General features: G+C 64.9%; 20 protein-coding genes, 3 pseudogenes and 2 riboswitches. Of the genes and pseudogenes, 13 read left to right on the forward strand and 10 right to left on the reverse strand.

Annotated elements, in window-relative coordinates; translation table 11 throughout:
- Window positions 1–88: 88 nt before the first annotated feature.
- The 4 genes and pseudogenes from DNK49_RS23965 to DNK49_RS21085 all read right to left on the reverse strand — a co-directional run.
- The gene (locus tag DNK49_RS23965) at window positions 89–310 is read right to left on the reverse strand and encodes a hypothetical protein (protein ID WP_133255140.1); all 222 of its coding nucleotides are present in this window, start codon (window positions 308–310) and stop codon (window positions 89–91) included.
- A gap of 117 nt (window positions 311–427) precedes the next feature.
- Window positions 428–946 (reverse strand): hypothetical protein, encoded by a 519-nt coding sequence (locus tag DNK49_RS21075; protein ID WP_110529540.1) that lies wholly within the window; start codon window positions 944–946, stop codon window positions 428–430.
- Between the two features lie 354 nt (window positions 947–1,300).
- Window positions 1,301–2,457, reverse strand: a pseudogene (locus DNK49_RS25195) (IS91 family transposase).
- A 12-nt stretch (window positions 2,458–2,469) separates the two neighbouring features.
- Window positions 2,470–2,634: pseudogene (locus DNK49_RS21085) on the reverse strand (tyrosine-type recombinase/integrase); the annotation flags it as partial.
- 22 nt (window positions 2,635–2,656) lie between these two features.
- Here DNK49_RS21085 and DNK49_RS21090 point away from each other — a divergent pair.
- A pseudogene (locus DNK49_RS21090) lies at window positions 2,657–2,812 on the forward strand (tyrosine-type recombinase/integrase); the annotation flags it as partial.
- Window positions 2,813–3,126: 314 nt separating this feature from the next.
- On the opposite strand, the gene metH reads toward DNK49_RS21090, so the two are convergent.
- The 3 genes from metH to bamE form a co-directional block, all read right to left on the reverse strand.
- Window positions 3,127–6,828, reverse strand: coding sequence for a methionine synthase (metH, locus tag DNK49_RS21100; protein WP_110529547.1), 3,702 nt, complete (start codon window positions 6,826–6,828; stop codon window positions 3,127–3,129).
- A gap of 76 nt (window positions 6,829–6,904) precedes the next feature.
- Window positions 6,905–6,978: riboswitch (S-adenosyl-L-homocysteine riboswitch) on the reverse strand.
- A 150-nt stretch (window positions 6,979–7,128) separates the two neighbouring features.
- Entirely contained in the window at window positions 7,129–7,758 is a 630-nt protein-coding gene (locus DNK49_RS21105) for a hypothetical protein (protein WP_424445301.1), read from the reverse strand.
- On the reverse strand, window positions 7,755–8,243 hold the full coding sequence (gene bamE / locus DNK49_RS21110) for an outer membrane protein assembly factor BamE domain-containing protein (protein ID WP_110529550.1): 489 nt from the start codon (window positions 8,241–8,243) through the stop codon (window positions 7,755–7,757). Before bamE ends, DNK49_RS21105 begins: the two co-directional genes overlap by 4 nt.
- Window positions 8,244–8,821: 578 nt before the next feature.
- Between bamE and DNK49_RS21115 the strand changes: the two genes are divergently transcribed.
- The 6 genes from DNK49_RS21115 (at window position 8,822) to DNK49_RS21140 (ending at window position 14,100) form a co-directional block, all read left to right on the forward strand.
- Entirely contained in the window at window positions 8,822–9,937 is a 1,116-nt protein-coding gene (locus tag DNK49_RS21115; protein ID WP_110529553.1) for a branched-chain amino acid ABC transporter substrate-binding protein, read from the forward strand.
- Between the two features lie 126 nt (window positions 9,938–10,063).
- Entirely contained in the window at window positions 10,064–10,996 is a 933-nt protein-coding gene (locus tag DNK49_RS21120; RefSeq protein WP_110529556.1) for a branched-chain amino acid ABC transporter permease, read from the forward strand.
- Between the two features lie 15 nt (window positions 10,997–11,011).
- Window positions 11,012–12,112: an ABC transporter permease subunit gene (locus DNK49_RS21125; RefSeq protein WP_110529558.1), complete on the forward strand. Its 1,101-nt coding sequence runs from the start codon at window positions 11,012–11,014 to the stop codon at window positions 12,110–12,112.
- A complete protein-coding gene (locus DNK49_RS21130; protein WP_110529561.1) occupies window positions 12,109–12,882 on the forward strand; it encodes an ABC transporter ATP-binding protein in 774 nt (257 codons plus the stop codon). The genes DNK49_RS21125 and DNK49_RS21130 overlap by 4 nt, the downstream gene beginning before the upstream one ends.
- Window positions 12,872–13,606 (forward strand): ABC transporter ATP-binding protein, encoded by a 735-nt coding sequence (locus DNK49_RS21135; protein ID WP_110529564.1) that lies wholly within the window; start codon window positions 12,872–12,874, stop codon window positions 13,604–13,606. The genes DNK49_RS21130 and DNK49_RS21135 overlap by 11 nt, the downstream gene beginning before the upstream one ends.
- A 101-nt stretch (window positions 13,607–13,707) precedes the next feature.
- Complete coding sequence (locus DNK49_RS21140) at window positions 13,708–14,100, forward strand: rhodanese-like domain-containing protein (RefSeq protein ID WP_110529567.1); 393 nt, start codon at window positions 13,708–13,710, stop codon at window positions 14,098–14,100.
- Here the strand turns inward: DNK49_RS21140 and DNK49_RS21145 are convergent, their stop codons facing one another.
- Window positions 14,101–15,288: a multidrug effflux MFS transporter gene (locus DNK49_RS21145; protein WP_110529570.1), complete on the reverse strand. Its 1,188-nt coding sequence runs from the start codon at window positions 15,286–15,288 to the stop codon at window positions 14,101–14,103. It lies immediately after the preceding gene.
- Between the two features lie 450 nt (window positions 15,289–15,738).
- Window positions 15,739–15,838, forward strand: a riboswitch (guanidine-I (ykkC/yxkD leader).
- 60 nt (window positions 15,839–15,898) lie between these two features.
- Here DNK49_RS21145 and DNK49_RS21150 point away from each other — a divergent pair.
- The 6 genes from DNK49_RS21150 (at window position 15,899) to uca (ending at window position 23,924) form a co-directional block, all read left to right on the forward strand.
- A complete protein-coding gene (locus DNK49_RS21150) occupies window positions 15,899–16,975 on the forward strand; it encodes a putative urea ABC transporter substrate-binding protein (protein WP_110529573.1) in 1,077 nt (358 codons plus the stop codon).
- Window positions 16,976–17,055: 80 nt separating this feature from the next.
- Complete coding sequence (locus DNK49_RS21155; RefSeq protein WP_110529577.1) at window positions 17,056–17,871, forward strand: ABC transporter permease; 816 nt, start codon at window positions 17,056–17,058, stop codon at window positions 17,869–17,871.
- Window positions 17,872–18,019: 148 nt separating this feature from the next.
- On the forward strand, window positions 18,020–18,808 hold the full coding sequence (locus DNK49_RS21160; protein ID WP_110529580.1) for an ABC transporter ATP-binding protein: 789 nt from the start codon (window positions 18,020–18,022) through the stop codon (window positions 18,806–18,808).
- A 10-nt stretch (window positions 18,809–18,818) separates the two neighbouring features.
- Window positions 18,819–19,562 (forward strand): urea amidolyase associated protein UAAP1, encoded by a 744-nt coding sequence (locus tag DNK49_RS21165; protein ID WP_110529583.1) that lies wholly within the window; start codon window positions 18,819–18,821, stop codon window positions 19,560–19,562.
- A gap of 11 nt (window positions 19,563–19,573) precedes the next feature.
- Window positions 19,574–20,224: an urea amidolyase associated protein UAAP2 gene (locus tag DNK49_RS21170; protein WP_002928736.1), complete on the forward strand. Its 651-nt coding sequence runs from the start codon at window positions 19,574–19,576 to the stop codon at window positions 20,222–20,224.
- 97 nt (window positions 20,225–20,321) lie between these two features.
- Entirely contained in the window at window positions 20,322–23,924 is a 3,603-nt protein-coding gene (uca, locus tag DNK49_RS21175; protein ID WP_110529586.1) for an urea carboxylase, read from the forward strand.
- Between the two features lie 14 nt (window positions 23,925–23,938).
- On the opposite strand, the gene DNK49_RS21180 is transcribed toward uca, so the two are convergent.
- Both DNK49_RS21180 and DNK49_RS21185 read right to left on the reverse strand, forming a co-directional pair.
- Window positions 23,939–25,426, reverse strand: a complete 1,488-nt coding sequence (locus tag DNK49_RS21180) for a YifB family Mg chelatase-like AAA ATPase (protein WP_110529590.1) — start codon at window positions 25,424–25,426, stop codon at window positions 23,939–23,941.
- Window positions 25,427–25,523: 97 nt separating this feature from the next.
- Complete coding sequence (locus DNK49_RS21185) at window positions 25,524–25,781, reverse strand: accessory factor UbiK family protein (RefSeq protein ID WP_110529593.1); 258 nt, start codon at window positions 25,779–25,781, stop codon at window positions 25,524–25,526.
- Window positions 25,782–26,006 lie beyond the last annotated feature (225 nt).

The raw sequence follows: 26,006 nt of genomic DNA on the forward strand, positions 1-26,006 counted from the left end.
CTTGAACCTATCGGGTATATCCCGCCCGCAGAAGCTGAGGCAAACTACTACAGGCAGCTCGCCAGTCAGGCCGCGATCGCGACCTGACTTAAACCAACCGGCCTCCACGGAACCCGGGGCGATTCAAACCAGTGCTTGGGCAGTATATTTTTACAGCGTTAAACCAGTCTTGTTCTGTTGGTGCTTTTCCGCTGTACTGGATTTGTCGGATGGTGTTTTTGATCTTTAACAGTTGCACATCAGACGGTTCCCCCGGCGCTGTGCCAAATTTAACCTTCAGCGAGTGTGCAAGTTTTTCATCAGGTGACATTTGATTCTCCGGTGAGTGGGCAATGCATTGGGCCTAACGTAGAGCTAACCGGCGCTGCGCGGCTTTATCGCGCAGCGTCCAGCGACCAAAGGGAGAGAGGTTGAGCGCCATGTTAGATCACTTGTTGCAAGTACCAAGCTGTTGCTGATACCCGTAAAGGCGTTGCTCAAGGGCGACCTTCCTTGCCTTTTGCTTTTCTTGCCACTCCTGACTTGCGTCGAAAACAACCATTGATCCCGTGCCCTCCAGTTCCCTCTTGGTATCGATAATCTGCTGATGAACAAATGCACAATTATTTGAACGGCCAAGCGCTTCGGTCAGTTTGGCCACCTCGTTGGACTTATCTTCAATAGTCCGATGCGACTGGTCGAGCAAATCTTTCAATTGAGCAGTAGCAGCTAATGCCGTTTGGAGTTGTGCTTGCGTTACTTCGAGCTTAGCTTGGACCTGTGCGTTGATCGCTTTTAGATCCGCTTGCTGGGCAAGGGATTGCGATTCAGCTACTCGCTGACCAGCCCAATAGCCGCCGTATGTAAGCGCCCCTATACCGGCAAAAGTTGTCGTAATAGCAGCGACCCAATGCTTGGCTGTAAAGCCACCAATAATTTGAGAAGTGGTGACCGTTTCTGGATTCATGAGACGAGTGATCTAACGAATAGGGTTTATGCCTCGCGGCACGCAGGCGGATTCGGAGTAGTTGCGCATGTCGCGAGGGATAAACCTTGTTGGACTGAACCGCCGGGAAAGCTGTGCTACTGGGGATTCTACGCCCGGCTCATGCGCACTGGATAGAGCAAGTCGGTGCCGCAGCGATCCGGCATGCTTGATTGGTGGCGGAGCACCGCGCAGTTGCCTGTCCTGACCCACATGTCCCCCGCGACACAGGACATCGAGCGGGTTTCGGGCGCTGATACGGCCAACGCACGCAGAGCCACCTGGGCAACCGAGCACGGTTGTCGTGAGCGCAGCGAGATCTGAAACGACCCCTTTTCATGACGGCCCATCCCGGCACCGTGGGGCCGGGGCGAGCACGGCGATGGGGTGCCAGCGCCCATGCAAACAGTACGTGCAACGACAGGGGTCGTGGCCGCTGACCCGGGCGAGGAAGGCTTCGGCCGCTTCGATGGCCATCGGTTGCGGTTCTGGCATCTGTAGCGCCGCCCGTGCGGCCGCTAGCCGAGCCCGCTTATGATGTGCGGCCAGCACGCCGTAGTGACGGATGCGTTTGAAGCCGCGCGGCAGCACATGCTGCAGAAATCGCCCGATGAAGGTGTCGATGAGCAGCATGACCGTGCGCTTGCCACCGTTTCGGTTGTCGCGCGCGCGAATCCGCACCTGCTCGTGATCTCAGGCGAGAATGCGTTCGTTCGAGATTGCGACCCGATGGGTATAGCGTGCGAGGTAGTCGAGTACCTGGGCCGGACCGCCCGGCGGGGGTTTGGCATAGACCACCCAGTCATGGGCGAGCAGCGCGCGGTGGCGCTTTTGCCACGCGGCGGGGCTCGCTTCGGGATCATCCGGAAACTGGCCGGTGCGCCGGGCCGCTTCGAGTGCGTCGAGAAACTTGCTACGGAATACGCGCGAGGCCGCCTGTACCGGAAAGAGGAAGCCGCGGCCACGGCGCGGGGTTTGCCACTGCCCCGCCTCATCGAGCCCGCCACAGTGATGAGCGCGTGTACGTGAGGGTGCGTGCGCAAGTCCTGTGTCCACGTGTGCAAGACCAGACTGAAGGCCGGGGTGGCGCCGAGCCAGCGCGGGTTGGCGGCCAGTTCGAGCAGGGTGGCAGCGGCACAGCCGAACAAGGTATCGAAGAGCCAGCGTGGGTGACGGGCGCCCAGGGAGTTGAGTTCATGCGGCAGCGTGAACACCCAGTGGGCGTAGGGCACGGGCAACAACTCGCGTAGCCGTGCGCCACGCCACGCCTCCTTGGCCCGGGTCTGGCACTGTGGGCAATGACGGTTACGACAAGAGCGCCAGACATGACGCTCGGCGCCGCAGGCATCGCAGCGTTCGCGCACTCCGCCCAGCGCCGCAGTTCTGCACTCGACAATGGCGCGCCACGCGTGCGCCTGTGCCGGCGACAGCGCGTGGGTGCGCCGGTACGCTGCGCCCGTGCGCAGGATGCCGGCCAGCGTGGGCCGCTCCATGGCCGGTCGAGTTCAGAGCCGACGCAACAGGTCGAGTGGACTGTCTTGTGCAATGGAACCGGGGCGCGCCAGATGCAGGTAGCGTTGCGTGGTCGACAGGTGGCTGTGGCCGAGCAACTTGGCCAGGGTGGCCAGATCGACCCCTGCCTCGAGCAGGTGAGTTGCGAAGGCGTGGCGGCTATGCTGAGCTCGGCATAGTCGCCATTCGTTTGCCACCCATTTGCTTGAGGGCGGCTACGACATCCGCACAGTGCAGGAGTTGCTCGGCCACGCCGACGTTTCGACCACGATGATCTACACCCATGTGCTGAACAAGGGCGGGCGTGGGGTAACGAGCCCGCTGGACCAACTCTGACACGCGGGTTTGCACGGCGCTGGAGAATCGGTTGCCTTGATCGCGGAAGCGGTACAGACGCTCGGAAACCATCCGCTCGTCGGCCGCCCTGCCGAGCAGGGCATGCGAGAGCTGGTCATCTCGCGCGGCCGGACGGGCTATCTTGCGCTTTACAGCCATGAAGAGGCGCGCGACACCGTCGCTGATGCTCGCGCTTCGACATCAGCGCAAGGCGGGTTACACCTCACCATAGGCGCAGCGGGCAAGCCCGCGCAACCCGCTTCTGCGCCCTCGGGCACCACCAAGGCCCGCCCCCGTTCGAGTCGGCAATCTCCTTACAGCAGCGGCGCCAGCCAGCGCGCCGCCGATGCCTCGCTCAGCCCGGTGCGCTGCGCCCAGTCGGTCAGTTGGTCCTTGCCGATCTTGCTGATGGCAAAGTAGTGACTTTCCGGGTGGGCGAAGTAAAAGCCGCTGACTGCCGCGGCAGGGGTCATGGCCATGGATTCGGTCAGGCCCATTCCGGTGTTGGTGGGCACGTCCAGCAGCTGGAACAATGCAGCCTTGACGGTGTGATCCGGGCAGGCGGGATAGCCGGGCGCGGGGCGGATGCCCTGGTAGCGCTCCTGGATCAGCGCGTCGTTGTCCAGCGACTCGTCGGCGGCGTAGCCCCAGTATTCCTTGCGCACGCGGGCGTGCAGCCATTCGGCGGTGGCTTCGGCAAGGCGGTCGGCCAGGCTCTTGAGCATGATGGCGTGGTAGTCGTCGTGTGCAGCTTCGAATTCGGCCAGCTTGTGCTCGATTCCCAGCCCTGCGGTGACGGCAAAGGCACCGCACCAGTCGCGCACGCCGCTGGCTTTGGGGGCAACGAAGTCGGCCAGACACCAGTGCGGCTTGCCCGCGGGGCGTTCGTGCTGCTGGCGCAGGCCGTGCCAGGTCATCAGCGGGGTGTCGCGCGCTTCGTCGGCATAAAACTCGATATCGTCCCCCACCGCATTGGCGGGGAACAGGCCAAACACTGCCCGTGCCTGTACCCACTGGCCGGCGATGATGTCCTCCAGCATGGCCTGGCCGTCCTTGAACACGCCACGCGCGGTTTCGCCAACGATCTCGTCATCGAGAATCTTCGGAAAGCTGCCGGCCAGATCCCAGGTCTGGAAGAAGGGCGCCCAATCGATGTAGTCGCGCAGCTCCTCCAGATCGACATCCAGCGCCACCACGCCCAGCGTGTTGGGCTCGAACGGCGTGTAGCCCGCTACCGACAGCGGGTCGTAGGCATTGGCGCGGGCCGCTTGCAGGCTGACCAGTTGCACGCCCTTCTTGTTGGCGTGCTGGGCGCGGATCTTGTCGTAGTCGGCGGCAAGTTGGGTCTTGAAGTCCTCGGCGCCACCTTCGGACAACAGCGCGGTGACCACGCCGACCGCGCGCGAGGCGTCCGGCACATAGACCACCGGACCGCTGTAGTGCGGTGCGATCTTGATGGCAGTGTGGGCGCGACTGGTGGTAGCGCCGCCGATCAGCAGTGGAATGGCCGCGCCATCGGCAAAGCCCTGGCGCTGCATTTCGGCGGCGACATGGCTCATTTCCTCCAGCGACGGGGTGATCAGGCCGGAAAGCCCGATCGCCTGGGCACCGTGTTCGCGGGCGGCATTCAGGATCTTGTCGGTGGGCACCATGACGCCGAGGTCGATCACCTCGTAGCCGTTGCAGCCCAGCACCACACCAACGATGTTCTTGCCGATGTCGTGCACATCGCCCTTCACCGTGGCGATGACGATGCGCCCCTTGCTGGTGGCGCCGGTACGCAGCTTTTCCGCTTCGATGTAGGGGATGAGGTGGGCCACGGCCTGCTTCATGACGCGCGCCGACTTCACCACCTGGGGCAGGAACATCTTGCCCGCGCCAAACAGGTCGCCCACCACGTCCATACCGGCCATCAGCGGGCCTTCGATCACGGCCAGCGGCGGTTTGCCTTCGGCCTCGAGCTTGGCGCGCACTTCTTCGGTATCGGCAACGACGTAGTCGGTGATGCCCTTGACCAGCGCGTGCTTCAGGCGCTCTTCCACCGGCCCCTCGCGCCACGACAGATCCGGCCCGCTGTCCTTGGCCTTGCCTTCCTTCACCGTCTGGGCGAACTCGACCAAGGCTTCGCCAGCACCAGGGTGACGGTTGAGCACCACATCCTCGACCTTGTCACGCAGCACCGGATCGAGATCGTCATACACCCCCAGCATGCCGGCATTGACGATGCCCATGGTCATGCCCGCCTTGATCGCGTGGTACAGGAACACGGTGTGGATGGCCTCGCGCACCGGGTCGTTGCCGCGGAAGCTGAAGCTGACATTGGAGACCCCGCCGGAGATCTTGGCGTAGGGCAGATGGGCGTGGATCCAGCGCACGGCTTCGATGAAATCGACCGCGTAGTTGTCGTGCTCTTCGATGCCGGTGGCAATGGCGAAGATGTTGGGGTCGAAAATGATGTCTTCCGGCGGAAATCCAATGCCGGTCAGCAGCTCGTAGGCACGGGCGCAGATCTCGGTCTTGCGTGCAAAGGTGTCGGCCTGGCCTTTCTCGTCGAAGGCCATGACGATGACCGCCGCACCATAGCGCCGCGCCAGCCGGGCTTCGTGCAGAAACTTGGCCTCGCCCTCCTTCATCGAGATGGAGTTGACGATGCCCTTGCCCTGGATGCACTTGAGGCCAGCCTCGATCACGTCCCACTTGGACGAGTCGATCATGATCGGCACCCGCGAGATGTCCGGCTCGGAGGCGATGAGTTTGAGGAAGCGCTCCATGGCCGCCATCGAATCCAGCATGGCCTCGTCCATGTTGATGTCGATGACCTGGGCGCCGTTCTCGACCTGCTGACGGGCCACCGCCAGTGCGTCGTCAAAACGGCCTTCCAGAATCATGCGGGCGAAAGCGCGCGAACCGGTCACGTTGGTGCGTTCGCCCACGTTGACATACAGGCTGTCGGCACCGACGTTGAACGGCTCCAGCCCGGACAGACGCAGCTTTTTTTCCACTTCGGGCACCTGGCGCGGCGGCAACGCAGCCACCGCCTGAGCAATGGCGGCGATGTGCGCAGGCGTGGTGCCGCAACAGCCGCCCAGGATGTTCACCAGGCCGGACTGCGCCCATTCCACCACCGCCGTCGCCAGTTGCTCAGGGGTTTCGTCATAGCCGGTGGGCGCCAGCGGATTGGGCAGGCCGGCGTTGGGGTGTGCCGACACATGGGTGTCGCAGACGTGGGACAACTCTTCCACATAGGCGCGCAGTTCCTTGGCACCCAGCGCGCAGTTCAACCCGAAGGAGATCGGCTGCGCATGCGACAGCGAGTTCCAGAAGGCTTCGGCAGTCTGACCGGAAAGGGTGCGGCCCGAGGCGTCGGTGATGGTGCCGGAGATCATCACCGGCAGGCGTCGCCCAAGGTCGTCGAACAGCTTTTCGATGGCAAAGATTGCCGCCTTGGCGTTGAGGGTGTCGAAGATGGTTTCGATCAGCAGCAGATCGGCACCACCTTCCATCAGCCCCTTGGCCGAATCGTAGTAGTCGTCGACCAGCGCATCGAAGCTGATGTTGCGAAAGCCCGGGTCGTTGACGTCCGGGCTGATCGACAGCGTGCGCGAGGTTGGCCCCAGCACGCCGGCACAGTAGCGCGGCTTGGCCGGGTTCTTTGCGGTGTATTCGTCGCACAACTCGCGCACCAGTCGGGCGCTGGCCACGTTCAGCTCGTAGGCGATGTCGGCCAGCCCGTACTCGGCCTGAGACACCCGGGTGGCGTTGAAGGAGCTGGTCTCGATGATGTCGGCGCCAGCCTCGAGATAGGCGCGGTGGATCTCGCCGATCACGTCGGGGCGGGTCAGCACCAGCAGGTCATTGTTGCCCTTGAGGTCGCGCGGGTGATCGAGAAAGCGCGTACCGCGGTAGTCCGCCTCGCCCAGCTTGTACTGCTGCACCATGGTGCCCATGGCGCCATCCAGGATCAGGATGCGTTGGGCGAGTTGCTGGCGGATTTCTTGGCTGCGGTCGGCTTGCACGGTTCTACCTCGGTCTGCGATTGATGCACAGCGGGTAGCCGACGCAAATGGGAACGGCGCGGCAAACCCGGCTGATGGTTTGCGAGCGCCGTTGTTGGATTGCCGAGCCTGGCCCGGCAGGTGTTTCGGGTCGCAGCGCTCCTCGGCAAGAGGCGGATTTTACTGGGCTTTCAGCCGCGATGTCGAGAGGCAGGAACCACACAAGGCGAGGCCCGTACCGTGTGATCGGACACCACACAAGAATATGGGCCAACGCATACTTCAGTCAGGGATACTCGCACGAGCCCAAGACGCCGCCACTCACCACCACATCGGATGCGGCGGCAGCCATACCGGGGGACCACGGCGCCTGGGTGGAGGACCATCGCGGTAACGCGGCGGATAGGGATAGGTGTAGCCAAAGCCGAAATGATAGGGATAGCCCATCCATACACTGCCCATCCCCCAATCCCGCGGGTAAATATAGGTCTGGCTGGTACGCACCACCTTGCCATCGATGAAGTGCACATTGAACAGCGTGGCAATGCCGGGCCCGTAGTTGGGGATGTTCCAGTCCCACACCGTTTCGCCCGACAGGCGGAAGGACTGTTCGGAGCGGTGCTCGCCCAGCAGGCGGCTGATCTCGTCCGGTGTCATGCCGGGCCGGACGCGGGCCAGATTCTGATCGGACAGCGCATCCCACTGGCGCAGCACGATCCCGCTGGCATCGACCTCGACCATCAGGCACGAGTCGCCATTGGGCTGGGTGGAAAACTCCAGCGTGGTGGTGCCGTCACCATTGTCCCAGCGCCGGGTCGGCTCACCACGCGCACTCAGCGCCTCGGCCTCGGTGGTGTAAGGCTTGGGCGGTGCAAACGCGGCACAACCGCTCAGCAACAGCGCTGCCAGCAAACCCAGCAACAGCTTGCGATCGAAGGTGATGTTCATCATGGCCTCAGCTTGGTGTATCGCCCCGTCCCCACGACCCGGCCCTCGGGGTTGAAGGAGACGGTGAAGTAAGTTGGATCGTTGAGTGTGCTACCCCGTTCCATCAACCACTCCCACACCGTTTCCTGCTTGAGCTGGAAATACTGGCTGGACGCCGGACGCCCCAGCATGCGCCGCACCTGCTCCGGCGTCATGCCGCGCTCGACGCGGGCGAAGGTCTGCTCATTGATGACCTGTTCGATCGACTGCAGCACCTGATCACGCCCGATGGTAATCATGTAGCACTCGGCCCCCTCGGGCTGGCGCGAGTACTCCCAGGTTACCGACCCCTCCTCGTTGCGCCATTCGTGCTGCGGCGGGCCAAAGCGCTGGCGTACCTCCACCGCGGTCGATACGCCGGGCTGCAGCTCCTTCACATTGACATAGTCGCAGCCGGGCAAGCCGATTGCAGTCAACAAGGCACACAACATCGACAACAGTTTCTTCATGGTTTGATCCGTGCCTTCCAGTCGGGAATCGAAACAAGAATCCGGCTTCACCCGGGCAAATGCAATGCCTCCGCAGTGAGGATTTGCAACATTTGTGGGCGTCCGGCGCCAAGCCCTCCCGCAAAGCGCACCGTCAAGGTGCAGCTACGGCCGCAGTCCCATGCAATCCGGGCCACTGCCAGCCGGATATGGGGCGTCGATGTGCCAGCCCGCCACGCCGATCAGGGTTTTCCACAATATGGCACAGTTTGTGCGACGCACTAACCCCAATCACCGTCGTCACGAAACGGAAAACCCGTCAGAACGCCGTTTCAGACTTCACCGGATTGACCCGCCCACATGAAGCACCCCAATCCTGCTGCATTGCATTATCCCTTCTGTACGAAACTGTCTGGCACCGACCGCGAGTCGTCCGGGTTTTTGTGCAGAATACGCACACCTCGAAGCCGCTGCAGCCAGGCCGAACTGGCCCACAAGCTGCATGCACCAAGGTCGCTACCGACAATCCCGTGGTACCGGATAGCCAACCGATCGCACATCAGCACCATCAACCCAATGATTTCGCCGGAGGATCAAAAATGAAGAAGACCGTCGTCGCACTCGCTGTCATGGGCTTTGGCATCACGGGCGTTTACGCCCAGGACATGGTTGTCAAGATCGGCAACGTCGCCCCGCTGACCGGCACGATCTCGCATCTGGGCAAGGACAACGAAAACGGTGCCCGTCTGGCCATTGAGGAAGCCAATGCCAGAGGCGTGACCCTTGGCGGCAAGAAGGTCAAGTTCGAGCTGATCGGCGAGGACGACCAGGCCGACCCGCGCACCGGCACCACGGTGGCGCAGCGCCTGGTCGATGCCGGCGTGAAGGCGGTGGTCGGGCACCTGAACTCCGGCACCACCATCCCGGCCTCGCGCATCTATGATCAGGGTGGCGTGCCGATGATCTCGCCCTCGGCCACCAACCCCAAACTGACCCAGCAAGGCTACAAGGGCGTGTTCCGCACCATCGCCAACGACGTCCAGCAAGGTTCGGTGCTGGGCAAGTTCATGGTGTCGGAACTGGGGGCAAAGAAGATCGCGATCATCGATGACCGCACCGCCTATGGCCAGGGCCTGGCCGATGAAACCGACAAGGCCGCCAAGGCCAGCGGCGCCCAGATCGTGGCACGCGAGTTCACCAACGACAAAGCCACCGACTTCAACGCCATCCTGACCAAGATCCGTGCCGCCAATCCGGACGTGATCTTCTTTGGCGGCATGGATGCGCAGGCCGGCCCGATGATGCGCCAGGTCAAGCAGCTTGGCATCACCGCCAAGTTCGTCACCGGCGACGGTGGCTGCAGCCCGGAGATGATCAAGCTGGCGGGCGACGCCATCAGCTCGAACGTGTATTGCTCGATGGCCGGCGTGCCGCTCGACAAGATGCCCGGCGGCGTCGATTTCCGCGAGCGTTACAAGAAGCGCTTCAACGCCGATGTGCAGATCTATTCGCCGTACGCCTTCGATGCGGCCAACGCCTTCATCACCGCGATGCAGAAGGCCGACTCGGCGGAACCTGCCAAGTACCTGCCCGAACTCAAGAAGGTCAACTTCCCCGGCGTGACCGGCACGGTGGCCTTTGACGACAAGGGCGACATCAAGGAAGGCGCCGTCACCCTGTACCAGTTCAAGAACGGCGACTGGGCAGCCATGTAAGCGTCCAATCCACGTGGCGGGGGCCTGGCGCCCCCGCGCGAAGCGTAAGGCTTGCGGTGCCCACCCCTGCGGCAATGCAAACCTTTCCCCTCGCTCGCCCCCAATCCTCTCCATCCAAAGGTCACGATGGAAACGCTCATCCAGCAAATACTCAACGGCCTGGTGATCGGTAGCGTGTATGCGCTGATCGCGCTGGGCTACACCATGGTCTATGGCATCCTCGGGCTGATCAATTTTGCCCACGGCGATGTGCTGATGGTGGGCGCGCTGACTGCGCTGCAGACCATGCTGTTCCTGATGGGCTTCGCACCGGGCATGTCGCCGGTAGTGATGCTGACCATCGCCCTGGCGGTGGCCATTCCGGTGTGCATGATGATCGGTTTCACCATGGAGCGGCTGGCCTACCGCCGCCTGCGCAACGCGCCACGCCTGGCGCCATTGATCACCGCAATCGGCATGTCCTTCCTGCTGCAGACGGTGGCGATGATCATCTGGGGGCGCAACTACCACACCTTTCCGCAACTGATTTCCACCACCCCGATGCAGCCGATCGAAGGCGTCTTCGTCACCCCGGTGCAGCTCACCATCATCGGCGTGTCGGCGCTGATCATGATCGGGCTGATGTTGCTGGTGAACAAGACCCGCATCGGCCGCGCGATGCGCGCCACCGCCGAGAACCACCGCGTTGCCAGCCTGATGGGGGTGGATACCAATGCGGTGATCGCCTTCACCTTCGTCATCGGTGCCGCCCTGGCCGCCGTGGCCGGCGTGATGTTCGCCAGCAACTACGGCATCGCCCACTACGGCATGGGCTTCATGCCGGGGCTCAAGGCCTTCACCGCCGCGGTGCTGGGCGGCATCGGCAACCTGGGTGGCGCCATGCTCGGCGGCATTACGCTGGGGCTGGTCGAATCGCTCGGTGCCGGCTACATCGAACACCTGACCTTCGGCTTCCTGAACTCGTCCTACCAGGACATCTTCGCCTTCATCATCCTGGGGCTGGTGCTGATCTTCAAGCCCACCGGCCTGCTCGGCGAACGTGTCTCGGACCGGGCCTGAGGGAGGCGCACGACCATGAACGAACTCGTCGCCGCCGTCCCCTGGCTGGGCAAGCGCAACCCGATGGCTGCACGCTGGCTGCTGATCATCCTCGCCATTGCAGCCCCCTTCATCGCCATGCAGTTCGGCCGCAGCTGGGTGCGCATCCTCGACTTCGCCCTGCTCTACATGATGCTGGCGCTGGGCCTGAACCTGGTGGTGGGCTTTGCCGGGCTGCTCGACCTGGGCTACATCGCCTTCTATGCGGTGGGGGCTTACACCTTTGCGTTTCTTGCCTCGCCCCATTTCGGCATCCACCTGCCGTTCTGGATGGTACTGCCGCTAGGCGCGGCCTTTGCCGCGGTGGCCGGCATCATGCTGGGCTTTCCGGTGTTGCGATTACGCGGGGATTATCTTGCCATCGTCACCCTGGGCTTCGGTGAGATCATCCGCATCTTCATGCTCAACCTGAACTACCCGGTCAACATCACCAACGGCCCGCAGGGCATCAACATGATCGATCCCATCGTGCTGTTCGGCTGGGATCTGTCACGCAATCTGCAGGTGACCGAAGAGATCTCGATCCATTCGCTCTATCTGTACTATTACCTCTTCCTTGCCTGCGTGATCGGCTCGATCATCTTCATCCAGCGCCTGCAGATCTCCCGCGTCGGCCGTGCCTGGGCGGCCATGCGCGACGACGAACTGGCGGCCAAGGCCATCGGCATCAACACCCGCAACATGAAGCTGCTGGCGTTCTCGCTGGGCGCCACCTTTGGCGGCGTGGCCGGCTGCCTGTTCGGCGCCTTCCAGGGCTTCGTGTCGCCCGAATCCTTCTCGCTGATGGAGTCGATCGCGGTGCTGACCATGGTGGTGTTCGGCGGCATGGGCAATATTGCCGGCGCCATCGTCGGCGCCTTTGTGCTCGCCCTGCTGCCGGAAATCCTGCGCGACGTGGCCATCCCGCTGCAGCAGACCCTGTTCGGCAAGGTCATTCTCGACCCGGAAGTGCTGCGCATGCTGTTGCTGTCGCTCGCCATGATCCTGATGATGCTGCTGCGCCCCGCGGGTCTGATTCCCGCACGCGCACGTTACGCCCACCCCGAGAACCTGCACCGCGGAGGCGCGGCCAAGTGATTTCCCTGCTCGAAGCCCGCAACATCGGCAAACGTTTCGGCGGCCTGCAGGCGCTCACCGACGTGTCGCTGACCATCAACAAGGGCGAGGTCTACGGCCTGATCGGCCCGAATGGCGCCGGCAAGACCACCTTCTTCAATGTGCTGACCGGCGCCTACGTGCCGGACGGCGGCGAGTTCGTGTTCAACGGCAGCGAACTGCCCAGCGGCAAGCCGCACAAGATCGTCGGCCGGGGCATTGCCCGCACCTTCCAGAACATCCGCCTGTTCAAGGAGCTGACCGCGCTCGAGAACGTCATGGCCGGGCACCACATCCGCACCAAGGCGGGCATCTGGGGCATCCTCACCCAGAACCGCTTCACCCGCGAGGAAGAACGCCTGACCACCGAACGGGCCTACGAGATGCTCCGGTACGTCGGTATCGAGCGCTTTGCCGAAACCGTCTCCAAAAACCTGTCCTACGGCGACCAGCGCCGCCTCGAGATTGCCCGCGCCCTGGCCACCGAGCCACAACTGCTGGCGCTCGATGAGCCTGCCGCCGGCATGAATGCCACCGAAACCGGCCAGCTGAAGACGCTGATCGAGCAGATCCGCCACGATGGCGTCACCGTGATGCTGATCGAGCACGACGTCAAGCTGGTCATGGGGCTGTGCGATCGTGTCGCGGTACTCGACTTCGGCCGCAAGATTGCCGAAGACGTCCCGGCCGAGGTACAACGCAACGAAGCCGTCATCAACGCCTATCTCGGGGGAGGCAAGCATGCACACTAACCCCGTCTCGCCCCTGCTGCAGCTGCAGGGCCTGCAGATCGCCTATGGTGGCATCCAGGCCGTCAAGGGCATCGATCTCGAACTGTTCAAGGGCGAACTCGTCTGCCTGATCGGCGCCAATGGTGCCGGCAAGACCACCACCCTCAATGCCATCGCCGGCGTGCTGCCGCTGGCCGGTGGCGAGATCCGCTACAACGGCGACAGGATCAACGCGGTGCCGGCGCACAAGCGCCTGCGCCAGGGCATCGCGCTGGTGCCGGAAGGCCGCGGCATCTTCACCCGGCTGACGGTGGAGGAAAACCTGCGCATGGGCGCCTACACCCGCACCGACAAGGACGGCATCGAGGCCGACCTGGAAAAGGTCTACACCATGCTGCCACGGGTCAAGGAACGCCTGCCCCAGGTTGCCGGCACGCTGTCGGGCGGCGAGCAGCAGATGGTGGCCATTGGCCGCGCGCTGTTGTCGCGCCCCCGCCTGCTGCTGCTCGACGAACCGTCGATGGGGCTGGCACCGCTGGTGGTGGAGAAGATCTTCGAGGTGGTGCAATCCGTCGCCAAGGAGGGCGTCACCATTTTGCTGGTCGAACAGAACGCCAACCTCGCACTCGAATTCGCCCAGCGCGGCTATGTGATGGAGTCGGGCAAGGTCACGCTGACCGGTAGCGGCGAATCCCTGCTCGCCGATCCCAAGGTGCGCGCCGCCTACCTGGGCGAGGCGGCCTGAGACCCACCCATCGGCAGCCCCGCGCCACACCCGATGCGCTCGAGCGCCTCAAACATCCGCATAGCAGAATATAATCCTGCGCTAAAGGAGACGCCGCGCAGATGAAGCACATCACCCCCAAGGAAGCCCATGCCTTCCTGCAGACCCATCCCAACGCCCTGCTGATCGATGTCCGCAGCGAGATCGAATACCTGTTCGTCGGTCATCCGGTCGGTGCCATCCATGTGTCGTGGAACGACGGCCCGGACTGGGAGATCAACCCGCACTTTGTCGGCGAGGTACGCAAGCTGGCGGGCAATGGTGGCGAACGGCCGGTGGTGTTGATCTGCCGCAGCGGCAACCGCTCGGAGGCGGCCGGGGCGGCGCTGGAATCAGCAGGCTTCAGCGAGGTCTACAACGTCACCCACGGTTTCGAGGGCGAGCTCGACGAGCACCACCATCGCAACTCGGTCAGCGGCTGGCGCTTCGACGGGCTGCCCTGGCAGCAGTGCTGATCAGCCGCGTGCCGTCCTGGCCAACCAACTGCGGTAGGCCAGCAGGCTGAGCAGCGCAAACCCCAGCATGCCCAGCGCCAGATAAACCGTCGACGACCACAGCAAGGGAACCAGGGCGCCTGCAATCGCCGCGTTGGCCCCCACCTGCAGAAAGCTCTGACAGCTGGACGCCATGCCCCGCCGCGCGGGAAACAGATCCAGCGCCATGATGCTCAGGCTGGGCATGGCAACCGCCATGCCGATGCTGTAACAGGCAATCGGCAGCACCAGCCAGCGCGGATCCGGCAGGGTGACCAGGCTCATCGCCACCCCTGCAGCGGCCGCCCCCAGCATCACCGCGAATCCCGCCCCAATGGTGCGTGCCGCACTCCAGTGCCCCGCCACCCGGCCGGACAGTGCCGAACCCAGCATCATGCCCGCCACCGACGGCACGAACAGCCAGGAAAAATCCTGCGCACGCAGCCCCAGATGGGTCATGACGAACGCGGGCGCCGACAGGATGTAGAGGAAGAAGCCGTTGAACATCAGCGCCACCGCCCCCGCCAGCAGCAGGAAGGCACCGCTGCCCAGCACGCTGCCATAGCCGCGCGCCAGCGCCACCGGATGCATGGGCTGACGATCGGCCGGCGCCAGGGTTTCGGGCAGCGTGCGCCAGGTCAGCACCACCAGCGCCAGCCCGAACAGGGCAAGAAACACGAAGATCGACCGCCACCCCAGCAGCACCAGCAGATAGCCGCCAAACAGCGGCGCCACCGCAGGCGCAATGCCAAAGATCATCATCACCCGTGACATCAGGCGCTGCGCCTGCGGGCCCTCGTGCAGGTCGCGGATCACGGCCCGGCCAATCACCATCCCCGCACCGCCACACAAACCCTGCAGCGCGCGCCCCGCCCACAACCATTCGATGGTGGGCGCAAACGCACACAGCAAGGAGGCGCCGGAAAAGAACGCGGTTGCGGCGATCAGCACCCGGCGGCGGCCGAAGCGATCAGCCAGCGCACCATGCCACAGCACCATCAGCGCAAAGGTGACCATGTAGGCGGTCAGCGTCTGCTGCACCTCGACCGCACTCGCGCCGAGGTCGCGCGCCATTTCAGGAAAGGCGGGCAGATAGGTGTCGATGGCAAACGGGCCGATGGCAGACAGCGCGGCCAGCACCCAGGCCAGCCGGGGAGAACTTGCGGGCATTGGTTCTTGTTATGTCTTGGTTTTTCTGTCGGGGGAGGCGACCTTCACTGGCATACCCAGGCACTGCCCGTACTCAAGCTCCGGTCTTCCTGCCACGATCATACGCGTATGCGGAGCAGATGCCGACCTTGGATCACCAACCGGACAGGCGCCGGAAGCGGCTTTGCCACACGGATCGACCGAAACCCGCCCCCGCGGCCACCGGCCTCATCAAACGCTCGGGTGGTCATCCGCCCTCAGGCATGGCGACATCCGCCATCCCGCAGTGCGCGCCCGTGCAGCACCATCCTTGTGCAGCCTCTCCCAACTTGGTGCATCAATCATGCGCGGCCAGGCCTGCACACCGCAGCAAAACGGCCTGATCCGGCATTCCGGACGCTGGCACGATACTGGCTTAATGGATTGCGTGCAGGAGCGGTTCGGCTCGCCGGACTTCAAGCACCACAATTCGGAATGGATGACTAGGGTTCCGGCCTGCGCAAGCGGGTGACTGGTCCGAGAGTCGTCGACCTCCAGCGAGGTTACACGGCGGGACAAAAGCCCGGGAGAACGCACCATCACCCGTGATGCGCCGCTCCCGCCCCGACCCGACAACCGACTGGAGGTTTTCATGATCAAGTCCCGCCTGCTCGCTGCCGCCACGGCAAGCGCCCTTTCGCTCTCCCTTGCCTTCTCCGCACCGGCCGCCGCGGCCCCCAGGACCGACTTCAAGGTGTGCTGGACCATCTACGCCGGATGGATGCCCTGGGAGTACGCTGCTTCCAGCGGCATCATGGACAAGTGGGCAAAGAAGTACGGCATCAAGGTCGATGTCGTGCAGGTCAATGACTACATCGAGTCGATCAACCAGTACACCGCGGGCGGCTTCGATGGCTGCACCATGACCAATATGGATGCGCTGACCATTCCCGCTGCGGGCGGGGTCGACTCCACCGCACTGATCGTCGGCGACTTCTCCAACGGCAACGACGGCATCGTGATCAAGGGCGAAGGCAAGACCCTGGCCGACCTCAAGGGCAAGCCGATCAACCTGGTCGAGTTGTCAGTGTCCCACTACCTGCTGGCCCGCGGGCTGGAGTCCGTTGGCCTGGCCGAGCGCGACACCAAGGTGGTCAACACCTCGGACGCCGACCTGGTCGCGGCCTTTGCCACCCCGGGCGTTCAGGCGGTCGCCACCTGGAACCCGCTGCTCGCCGAAGTGGCGGCCATGCCCAAGGTCAGCAAGGTGTTCGACTCCAGCAAGATCCCGGGCGAGATCATCGACCTGATGGTGGTCAACACCCGGACGCTGGCCGACAACCCGGCACTGGGCAAGGCATTGACCGGCGCCTGGTACGAGGTGATGGGGCTGATGAGCGCCGACACTGCGGCGGGCAAGGCCGCACGCACCCACATGGCGGAGGCGTCGGGCACCGACCTGGCGGGCTACGAGGCCCAGCTGGCCGCCACCAAGATGTTCTACAAGGCCGCCGACGCGGTGGCCTTCACCACCAGTGCGGCACTCCCGGCAACGATGACCAAGGTGGCGCAGTTCAGCTTCAAGCACGGCCTGCTGGGCGAAGGCGCACGCAGCGCCGACGCCATCGGCATGAGCTTTCCCGCCGGCAACACCGGCAATGCCGCCAACCTGAAACTGCGCTTCAACCCGACCTACATGCAGATGGCGGCAGACGGCAAGCTGAACTGACCTGAGGCACGCCACACCGGCACGCTGGCGGCCGGCATCGTCCAGCGCCGGTGCCGGCTGCCCACGCCACGGAGAACCCGATGCGCCTGATCAACCAAAAACCTGGCCGCAGCTGGCGGATCAGCCTGGCGATGCTGCCTTTCGCCCTGCTGCTCATTGCCTACCTCGCCGGCTCGGCCGCCCGCCTGGCGGAAAATCCGCAGGACAAGCTGCTGCCCAGCGTCACGCAGATGGCCGATGCGGTAGACCGCATGGCCTTCAGCGAAGACCCGCGCAGTGGCCGCTACCTGTTCTGGGACGACACTGCCGCCAGCCTGAAGCGGCTGGCCATGGGGCTGGCGATCGCAGCCGTCGTCGGCCTGTGCCTGGGCATCCTGGCCGGTAGCCTGCCGCTGTTCGGTGCCTCGCTATCGCCCTTGCTGACGGTGATCTCGATGATCCCGCCGCTGGCCATCCTGCCGGTGCTGTTCATTGTGTTCGGCCTGGATGAGCTGTCGAAGGTGATGCTGATCGTGCTCGGCATCACCCCGGTGATTGCCCGCGACATCGAACAGCGTGCGCGCGAGATTCCCGCCGAGCTGCTGATCAAGGCACAGACCCTGGGTGCCAACACCTGGACACTGATCCTGCGCGTGGTGCTGCCGCAATTGCTGCCGCGCCTGCTGATCGCGCTGCAGCTGGCGCTCGGTTCGGCCTGGCTGTTCCTGATTGCCGCCGAGGCCATCGCCTCGACCGACGGCCTGGGCTATCGCATCTTCCTGGTCCGCCGCTACCTGGCAATGGACGTGATCCTGCCTTACGTGGCGTGGATCACGCTGCTTGCCTGGTTGATGGACCTGGGCCTGAAGCGGCTGACCCGCGCCGCCTTCCCCTGGTACGAAGGAGGCCGGACATGAGCGCTCCCGCACGGCCGCCCGAAGGGCGCGCGAACCTCCCTCGGGGAGGGTGGAGCAGGGGTTTCGCGGAGCACTGCTCTGCGCCTGCGGAACGGGTCGGCTGTGCCAAGCCGCCCCTTCGTCGCATCAGCGACAGGAGGGCAGTCGAATGAGTTTCATCCAGGTCCGCAAGGTCTGGCAGCAATATGGCGATCAGACCGTGCTCGAAAACCTGCGCCTGGACATCGCCGAGGGCGAGTTCTGCGCCCTGGTCGGCGCCTCCGGCTGCGGCAAATCCACCTTTCTGCGCATGCTGCTCGGCCAGGAACGCCCGCACAAGGGCCAGATCCTGCTCGATGGCCAGCCACTGGTGGCCGAACCCGACCCCAGCCGCGGCATTGTCTTCCAGCGCTACTCGGTGCTACCGCACCTGAGCGTGCTCGACAACGTCGCCCTTGGACTGGAGTTGCCGCGCGCGCCCCTGCTCGGCCGCCTGTTTGGCCGCGCCAAGGCCGAGGCACGCGAGCAGGCTGCGCAACTGCTGCAGCGTGTCGGCCTCGGGCACGCGCTCGACAAGTACCCCAGCCAGCTGTCCGGCGGCATGCAGCAGCGCCTGGCCATTGCCCAGGCGCTGATCATGAAGCCCCGCATGCTGTTGCTGGACGAGCCCTTCGGCGCGCTCGACCCCGGCATCCGCAAGGACATGCACGCACTGCTGCTCGAGCTCTGGCAGGAGACCCGGCTGACCGTGCTGATGGTGACCCACGACCTGTCCGAAGGGTTCACCCTGGGGACCCGCCTGCTGGTGTTCGACAAGGTGCGTCACGACCCCCACGCCCCTGGCGCCTATGGCGCCCGCATCACCTACGACATCCCGCTCAACCTTGACCGCCACGCCACCCGCGAGGCCGTCGCCGCGCTGCCCGCCCATGTGACCAGCGCACTCAAGACCGCATGACGAGGACACCATGACCACGACACTCGCACCCGACTCCCCGCCGCTGCCCTACCCTGCGCTGCACGAGGAAGTGCTGCCCGGTGGCGGCCACCGCTCCTTCATCCTGCGCCGCGGCCGGCTGCTGCGCCTCACCGATATCGAGGGCGGCGCCAACGTCAGCATGCTGCTGTTCAACGCTTTCGAGAAAACCGAACGCCTGAACCTGCCCGACTCGCTCAAGTGCCAGCACACCGCCAGACTCACCCGCGGCCATTGCCTGTACTCGGACATGGGCCGCGTGCTGGCGGCCATCACCGCCGACACCACGGGCTGGAGCGACAGCCTGGGCGGCGTGCTCAATGCCGACGAAGTGCGCGCGAAGTACGGCGATGGCCCCTATCAGACTCTGCGCAACGCCTGTCACCGCAACGGCACCGACAACCTGCTGGTGGAGTTGGGCAAATGGGGGATGGGTCTGGAGGACTTGCTGATGGTGCTGAACCTGTTCTCCCGCGTCAGCGTGGATGCGGCGGGCGGCATGCACTTCGTGCCCGGCAACAGCAAGCCCGGCGACCATATCGAGCTGTACGCCCCGATGGACACGCTGGTGGTGATGACCGCTCTGCAGCACCCGATGGATCCGTCGCCGGACTACGCGCCCAGGCCGGTACGCCTGAGCTGGATGCAGGCCGACCCGGCCATTGCCGAGCACTGCCGGACCTCGCGCCCGGAGAACGTGCGCGGCTTCATCAACACCGAAAACCTCTACCTGTGAGGGCCGCCACCATGAGCACACTCACCGCCAGCGCACTCACCCCCGAAACCGCCGTCGCCCGTCACCTGATCCCCGCCGGCGAGCCCTGGGTCGGCGAAGTCAAGGCCGGCCAGACCATCCGCCTGCTCGACCTGGAGGGCAACCAGGCCGTCGACACCCTGTTCTACAGCGCGGCCAACCCACGCGAGCGCTACGACCCGCAGCGCACCCTGCGCCGCCAGGCCAGCATCTACCTGAGTACCGGCACGGTGCTGTACTCCAACCTGGGCAAGCCGCTGCTGACCATCGTCGCCGACACCTGCGGTCGCCACGACACCCTGGGTGGCGCCTGCGCGCAGGAGAGCAACACCGTACGCTACGCGCTCGACAAGCTGCACATGCACGCCTGCCGCGACAATTTCCTGTGCGGCTGTCTGCACGACGGCCGTCTGGACAAGGGCGACATCGGTGCCAACATCAACTTCTTCATGAACGTGCCAGTCACGCCGGAAGGCGGGCTGAGCTTCGAAGACGGCATCTCTGCCGCCGGCAAGTATGTGGAACTGCGCGCCGAGATGGACGTGATCGTGCTGATTTCCAACTGCCCGCAGTTGAACAACCCGTGCAACGGCTACAACCCCACCCCGGCAGAAGTGCTGATCTGGGACGCCGCCGCGCGCTGACACCCCCTGGCTGCTGCGCAGCCCCACGGGGGACGACCCCCGCGGCACCGATCCGGGCGGGACGACCCGCCACAGCTCGACTCCATCGGGTGAAACCATGTTCGACAAAGTCCTGATCGCCAACCGCGGTGCGATTGCCTGCCGCATCCTGCGCACCCTCAAGGCCCTGGGCACCACCGGGGTAGCGGTGTATTCCGAAGCCGATGCCGCCAGCCGCCATCTGATCGAAGCCGACGAGGCCTACAGCCTGGGTGAAGGCGCGGCGGCGCAGACCTATCTTGCGGTGGACAAGCTCCTCGCCATTGCGCGTGATCATGGCGTTGGCGCCATCCACCCCGGCTACGGCTTCCTGTCCGAAAACGCCGCCTTCGCCGAACGCTGCGAGGCTGCCGGTATTGCCTTCATCGGCCCGACCCCCGAACAACTGCGGGTGTTCGGCCTCAAGCACACCGCGCGCGCGCTGGCCAAGGCCCACGGCGTGCCCATGCTCGAAGGCACCGGACTGCTCGCCTCGGTGGACGAGGCCCTCGCCGCCGCAAGCACCGTCGGCTATCCGGTGATGCTCAAGAGCACTGCGGGCGGGGGGGGCATCGGCATGCGGGTGTGCCGCAGTGCTGATGAACTGGCGCAGCAGTTCGACGCGGTACGCCGCCTGGGTGAGAACAACTTCTCAGACGCCGGCGTGTTCATCGAGAAATACATCGAACGCGCCCGCCATCTGGAAGTGCAGGTGTTTGGCGATGGTGCCGGTGAGGTGATCGCGCTTGGCGTACGCGACTGCTCGGTGCAGCGGCGCAACCAGAAGGTGCTGGAAGAAACCCCCGCCCCCAATCTGCCTGCCGGCATGGCCGAAGCCTTGTGCGAGGCAGCCGTACGGCTGGCACGTGCGGTGAAGTACCGCTCGGCCGGTACGGTGGAGTTCGTCTACGACAGTGCGGCGGGCGCCTTCTACTTTCTGGAGGTCAACACCCGCCTGCAGGTGGAACATGGCGTGACCGAACAGGTGTGGGGCGTAGACCTGGTGGCCTGGATGGTACAGCTTGCCGCCGGCGAACTGCCGCCGCTCACCGAGCTGGCCGCCACCCTGCAGCCACGCGGCCACGCCATCCAGGCCCGGCTGTATGCGGAAGACCCCGGCCGCGACTTCCAGCCTTGCTCCGGGCTGCTGACCGCGGTCGACTTTCCGCCCGCCGACGGTCATGCCCTGCGTATCGACACCTGGGTGGAGGCCGGATGCGAGATTCCGCCCTATTTTGACCCCATGATCGCCAAGCTGATCGCCCACGCAGAAGACCGCGGTGCGGCCATCGCCGGCCTGGACGCCGCACTGGCCGCCAGCCGCCTGTATGGTGTCGAGACCAACCGCGACTACCTGCGCCAGATCCTGGCCGACGCGCCCTTCGCCAGCGGCCAGCCATGGACCCGCTGCCTGGAGGGGCTGCACTACCGCAGCCACAGCATCGAGTTCATCACCGCCGGCACCCAGACCACGGTGCAGGACTGGCCGGGCCGGCTGGGCTACTGGGCCGTGGGGGTGCCGCCTTCCGGTCCGATGGACGACCGTGCGCTGCGTCTGGGCAACCGCCTGCTCGGCAACGCCGAAGGAGCGGCCGCGCTCGAGATCACCATGAGCGGGCCGGTGCTGCGTTTCAACTGCGATGCGGTGATCGCCGTCACCGGCGCGGAGATTCCGCTGACCCTCGACGAGCAGCCGCAGTCGATGAATACCGCCATTTTCATCCCGGCCGGCAGCCGGCTGGTGTTCGGCACCATTGGCGGCAGCGGCACCCGCAGCTACCTGTGCGTGCGCGGCGGCATCGACGTGCCGGACTACCTTGGCAGCAAGAGCACCTTCACCCTCGGCCAGTTCGGCGGTCATGGTGGCCGCGCGCTGCGTGGCGGCGATGTGCTGCACCTGTTCCCGCTGGACGGGCCTGCGGCCGGCGCCCGCCTGCCCGCCACGCTGACCCCGGCGCTGCCTGCCGTGCGCGAACTCCGGGTGATCTACGGCCCGCACGGAGCACCGGAATATTTCCAGCCGGCGTACATCGAGCGTTTTCTTGCCACGGACTGGGAGGTACATTTCAACTCCAGCCGCACCGGCGTGCGCCTGATCGGCCCCAAGCCGGAATGGGCGCGTGACAGCGGCGGCGAGGCTGGTCTGCACCCTTCCAACATCCACGACAATCCCTACGCAGTCGGCGCGGTCGACTTTACCGGTGACATGCCGGTGATCCTCGGGCCGGACGGCCCCAGCCTGGGCGGCTTCGTCTGCCCGGTGACGGTGATCGAAGCCGATCTGTGGCAACTTGGCCAGTTGAAGGCGGGCGACAAGTTGCGCTTCGTGCCGGTGGACCTTGCCACCGCGCGCAGCCTCGCAAACGCCCGCCAGGTGGAGACGCACACCCTCGCCCAGGCCTACCCCGCACACAGCCCGGCGATGGTACCCCACTCCCCCATCGTGCTCGAACTGGGCGAGGCCGACACCCGGCTGGTGGCGCGCCTGTCTGGTGACACCCACCTGCTGCTGGAGATCGGCCCGGCAGAGCTCGATCTGGTACTGCGCTTTCGCGCCCACGCGCTGATGCAGGCGATCGAAGCCCTCGCGCTCGACGGCCTGGTGGACCTGACCCCCGGCATCCGTTCACTGCAACTGCACTACCGCCCCGAAACCCTGCCGCTGGCCAGGCTGCTCGAGCGGGTCGCTGCGCTGTGGACCGGCGTATGTACCCAGGACGATCTGGAAGTCCCGTCGCGCATCGTGCATCTGCCGCTATCGTGGGACGACCCCGCCTGCCGCCTGGCGATCGAGAAATACATGACCACGGTGCGCAAGGATGCCCCGTGGTGCCCGAGCAACCTGGAGTTCATCCGTCGCATCAATGATCTGGCCGATCTTGAAGCGGTACGACAGACGGTTTTCGAGGCCCGCTATCTGGTCATGGGGCTGGGCGACGTCTATCTGGGTGCCCCCGTGGCCACGCCGCTCGACCCGCGCCACCGCCTGGTCACCACCAAATACAACCCGGCCCGCACCTGGACTGCGGAGAACTCGGTCGGCATCGGTGGCGCCTACCTGTGCATCTACGGCATGGAGGGGCCCGGCGGCTATCAGTTTGTCGGTCGCACCTTGCAGATGTGGAACCGCTATCGCGCCGTTGCCGCCTTCGACGGCAAACCCTGGCTGCTGCGCTTCTTCGACCAGATCCGCTTTCATCCGGTATCGGCCGAGGACTTGCTGCGCATCCGCCACGACTTTCCGCTCGGCCGCCATGCCATCGAGATCGAGCCGACCACGCTGCGCCTGTCGGATTACCAGGCCTTCCTCAGCCGCGAAGCCGAGGGCATCGCCGCCTTCCGCACCCGCCAGCGCGCAGCCTTCGACGCCGAACGCGAGCGCTGGATCGCCAGCGGTCAGGCCCACTTCGAGGCCGAGGACGTCGCCCCCGACCTGGGCGAGGATGCCCCGCTCGGCCACGGCGAGCACGGCATCGAAAGCCATATCGCCGGCAATCTGTGGCAGGTCCGGGTCGAGGCCGGCCAGCGTGTCCGCGAAGGCGACACCCTGGTGGTGCTCGAATCGATGAAGATGGAAATCCCGCTGACCGCGCCGCGCGACGGCATCGTCAAGGAGGTGCGCGTGCAGCCAGGCTCGCCGGTGCGTGCCGGCCAGCGTGTGCTGATTCTCGAGGAGGGCTGAGCCCTCCCCGAGAATCAGACCCGGCGATACTGGATGGCCTCGGCCACCTGCGTCGCGCCGGGCTGGGCCAGCCCGGCAAGGTCAGCCAGCGTGCGCGCCACCCGCAGCACGCGGTGATAGGCACGCGCCGACAGGTGCAGGCGGTTCATCGCCTGCGCCAGCAGGCCGGCCCCTGCCGCATCCGGCGTACATAAGGTGTCGACCTGCCCCGGCGGCAACGCGGCATTGGGCACGCCTTGGCGCGCCATCTGCACCTCGCGGCAGCGGACGACGCGTTCACGCACCTGTGCGCTGGTCTCGCCTTGCGGCGCAGACGCCAGGTCGTCATACGAGACCACCGGCACCTCGACCATCAGGTCGATACGGTCCAGCAGAGGACCGGATAAGCGAGCGCGGTAACGGGTGACCTGCGCCGGCGTGCAAGTGCAGGCCCGGGTAGGGTGTCCCAGATAGCCGCAAGGACACGGATTCATCGCTGCCACCAGCTGGAAGCGGGCAGGAAACTCGGCCCGCCTGCGTGCCCGCGACACCGTGACCAGACCGGTTTCCAGCGGCTCACGCAGGGATTCGAGCACGCGGCGGTCAAATTCGGGCAGTTCGTCCAGGAACAGGATGCCGTGATGCGCCAGCGACACCTCGCCGGGCTGCGGAATTGCGCCACCGCCGACGAGTGCGGCCGCCGAAGCCGAGTGATGTGGGGCACGAAAAGTCCGCATACCCCAGCGCGCGGCATCGAAACTGCCGCTCAGCGAATACACCGCGGCACTCTCCAGCGCCTCGTGTTCGCTCAGCGGCGGCAGCAAGCCGGGCAGGCGTTGCGCCAGCATCGACTTGCCAGTGCCGGGCGGGCCGTGCATCAGAAGGGAATGACCACCCGCTGCGGCGACTTCCAAGCCCCGCCGTGCCTGAAACTGGCCACGCACGTCGGCCAGGTCCGCAACTTGGACGTGCGCGGCCGCGCGGGGACCAGCGGTGTGCACAGGCAGCGCGGACAGGCTGTTGAGGTGGCCACACACCTCGAGCAGGGATGTCGCCGGTCGCACCTGAACGCCCCGGGCAAGGGCTGCCTCGTCGGCATTGGCGCGCGGCACGATCAACTCATGCCCCGCCCGAGCGGCTGCCAGCGCGACCGACAAGGCGCCCCGGATCGCGCGCAGCGAACCATCCAGCGACAACTCGCCACAGAACTCCAGGCCACCGATCAGGGCAGACTTGATCTGATCGGACGCGGCCAGGATGCCCAGCGCAATCGGCAGGTCGAAGCGTCCGCCCTCCTTGGGCAGGTCGGCCGGCGCCAGATTGACGGTGATGCGCCGCTGCGGAAACTCGAACTGCGAGGTCACGATGGCGGCCCGCACACGGTCGCGAGCCTCGCGGACCTCGGTGTCGGGCAAACCGACCAGCGTGAAGGAAGGCAGGCCGTTGGCGAGATGAACCTCGACCATGACCTCGGGGGCATCCAGGCCATCCAGGGCACGGGTTCGCACACGCGCGATCGACATGCAGAAGGGTCTCCGAACTGAACAGCCGCTCAGTCTACGCGAAGACCCTTCAATGACAAAGCAATAAAATGGACAGCCGCCATGAAGGCGGCCCTTGTCAGGCCTTGGGCGCTGCGGTGCCTTGCCGTTCGGATTCGAGTGCGGCGACGCGGGCCTCGAGTTCGGTCAGACGCTGGCGAGCATGTGCCAGCATTTCGCGCTGCACTTCGAATTCTTCACGCGTGACCAGGTCGAGTTTGCCAAAAGCGCCCGACAACACCGCCTTCAGGTTCTTTTCCACGTCACGAACAGGGCTGTTCGCGACCAGTTCGGAGACTTTTGCACCGATTTCATCGAGGATTCGCGGGGTCGTCATGGCGTAGTCGATCTCAAAAATATCCAGATTCGAAGTCTATCACGTCGCGCCAGACGCTCCGGATTGCCCCATGCGCGAAATCGGTGCCTGTTTTTTCCGAGAAACGCACCAAATGGGTGCATCAAGACGGATCATGCATCATTCCGGTGACCCACACTATTGACCAAGTGCCGCACGGCCACTTCACCCCCGCAAGAAACCCAGCATCCACGCGGCTTTCGGGCT

Origin of the sequence: Parazoarcus communis SWub3 = DSM 12120, from assembly GCF_003226565.1 — a bacterium.
In the GTDB taxonomy this organism is placed as follows: Bacteria; Pseudomonadota; Gammaproteobacteria; order Burkholderiales; family Rhodocyclaceae; genus Parazoarcus; species Parazoarcus communis.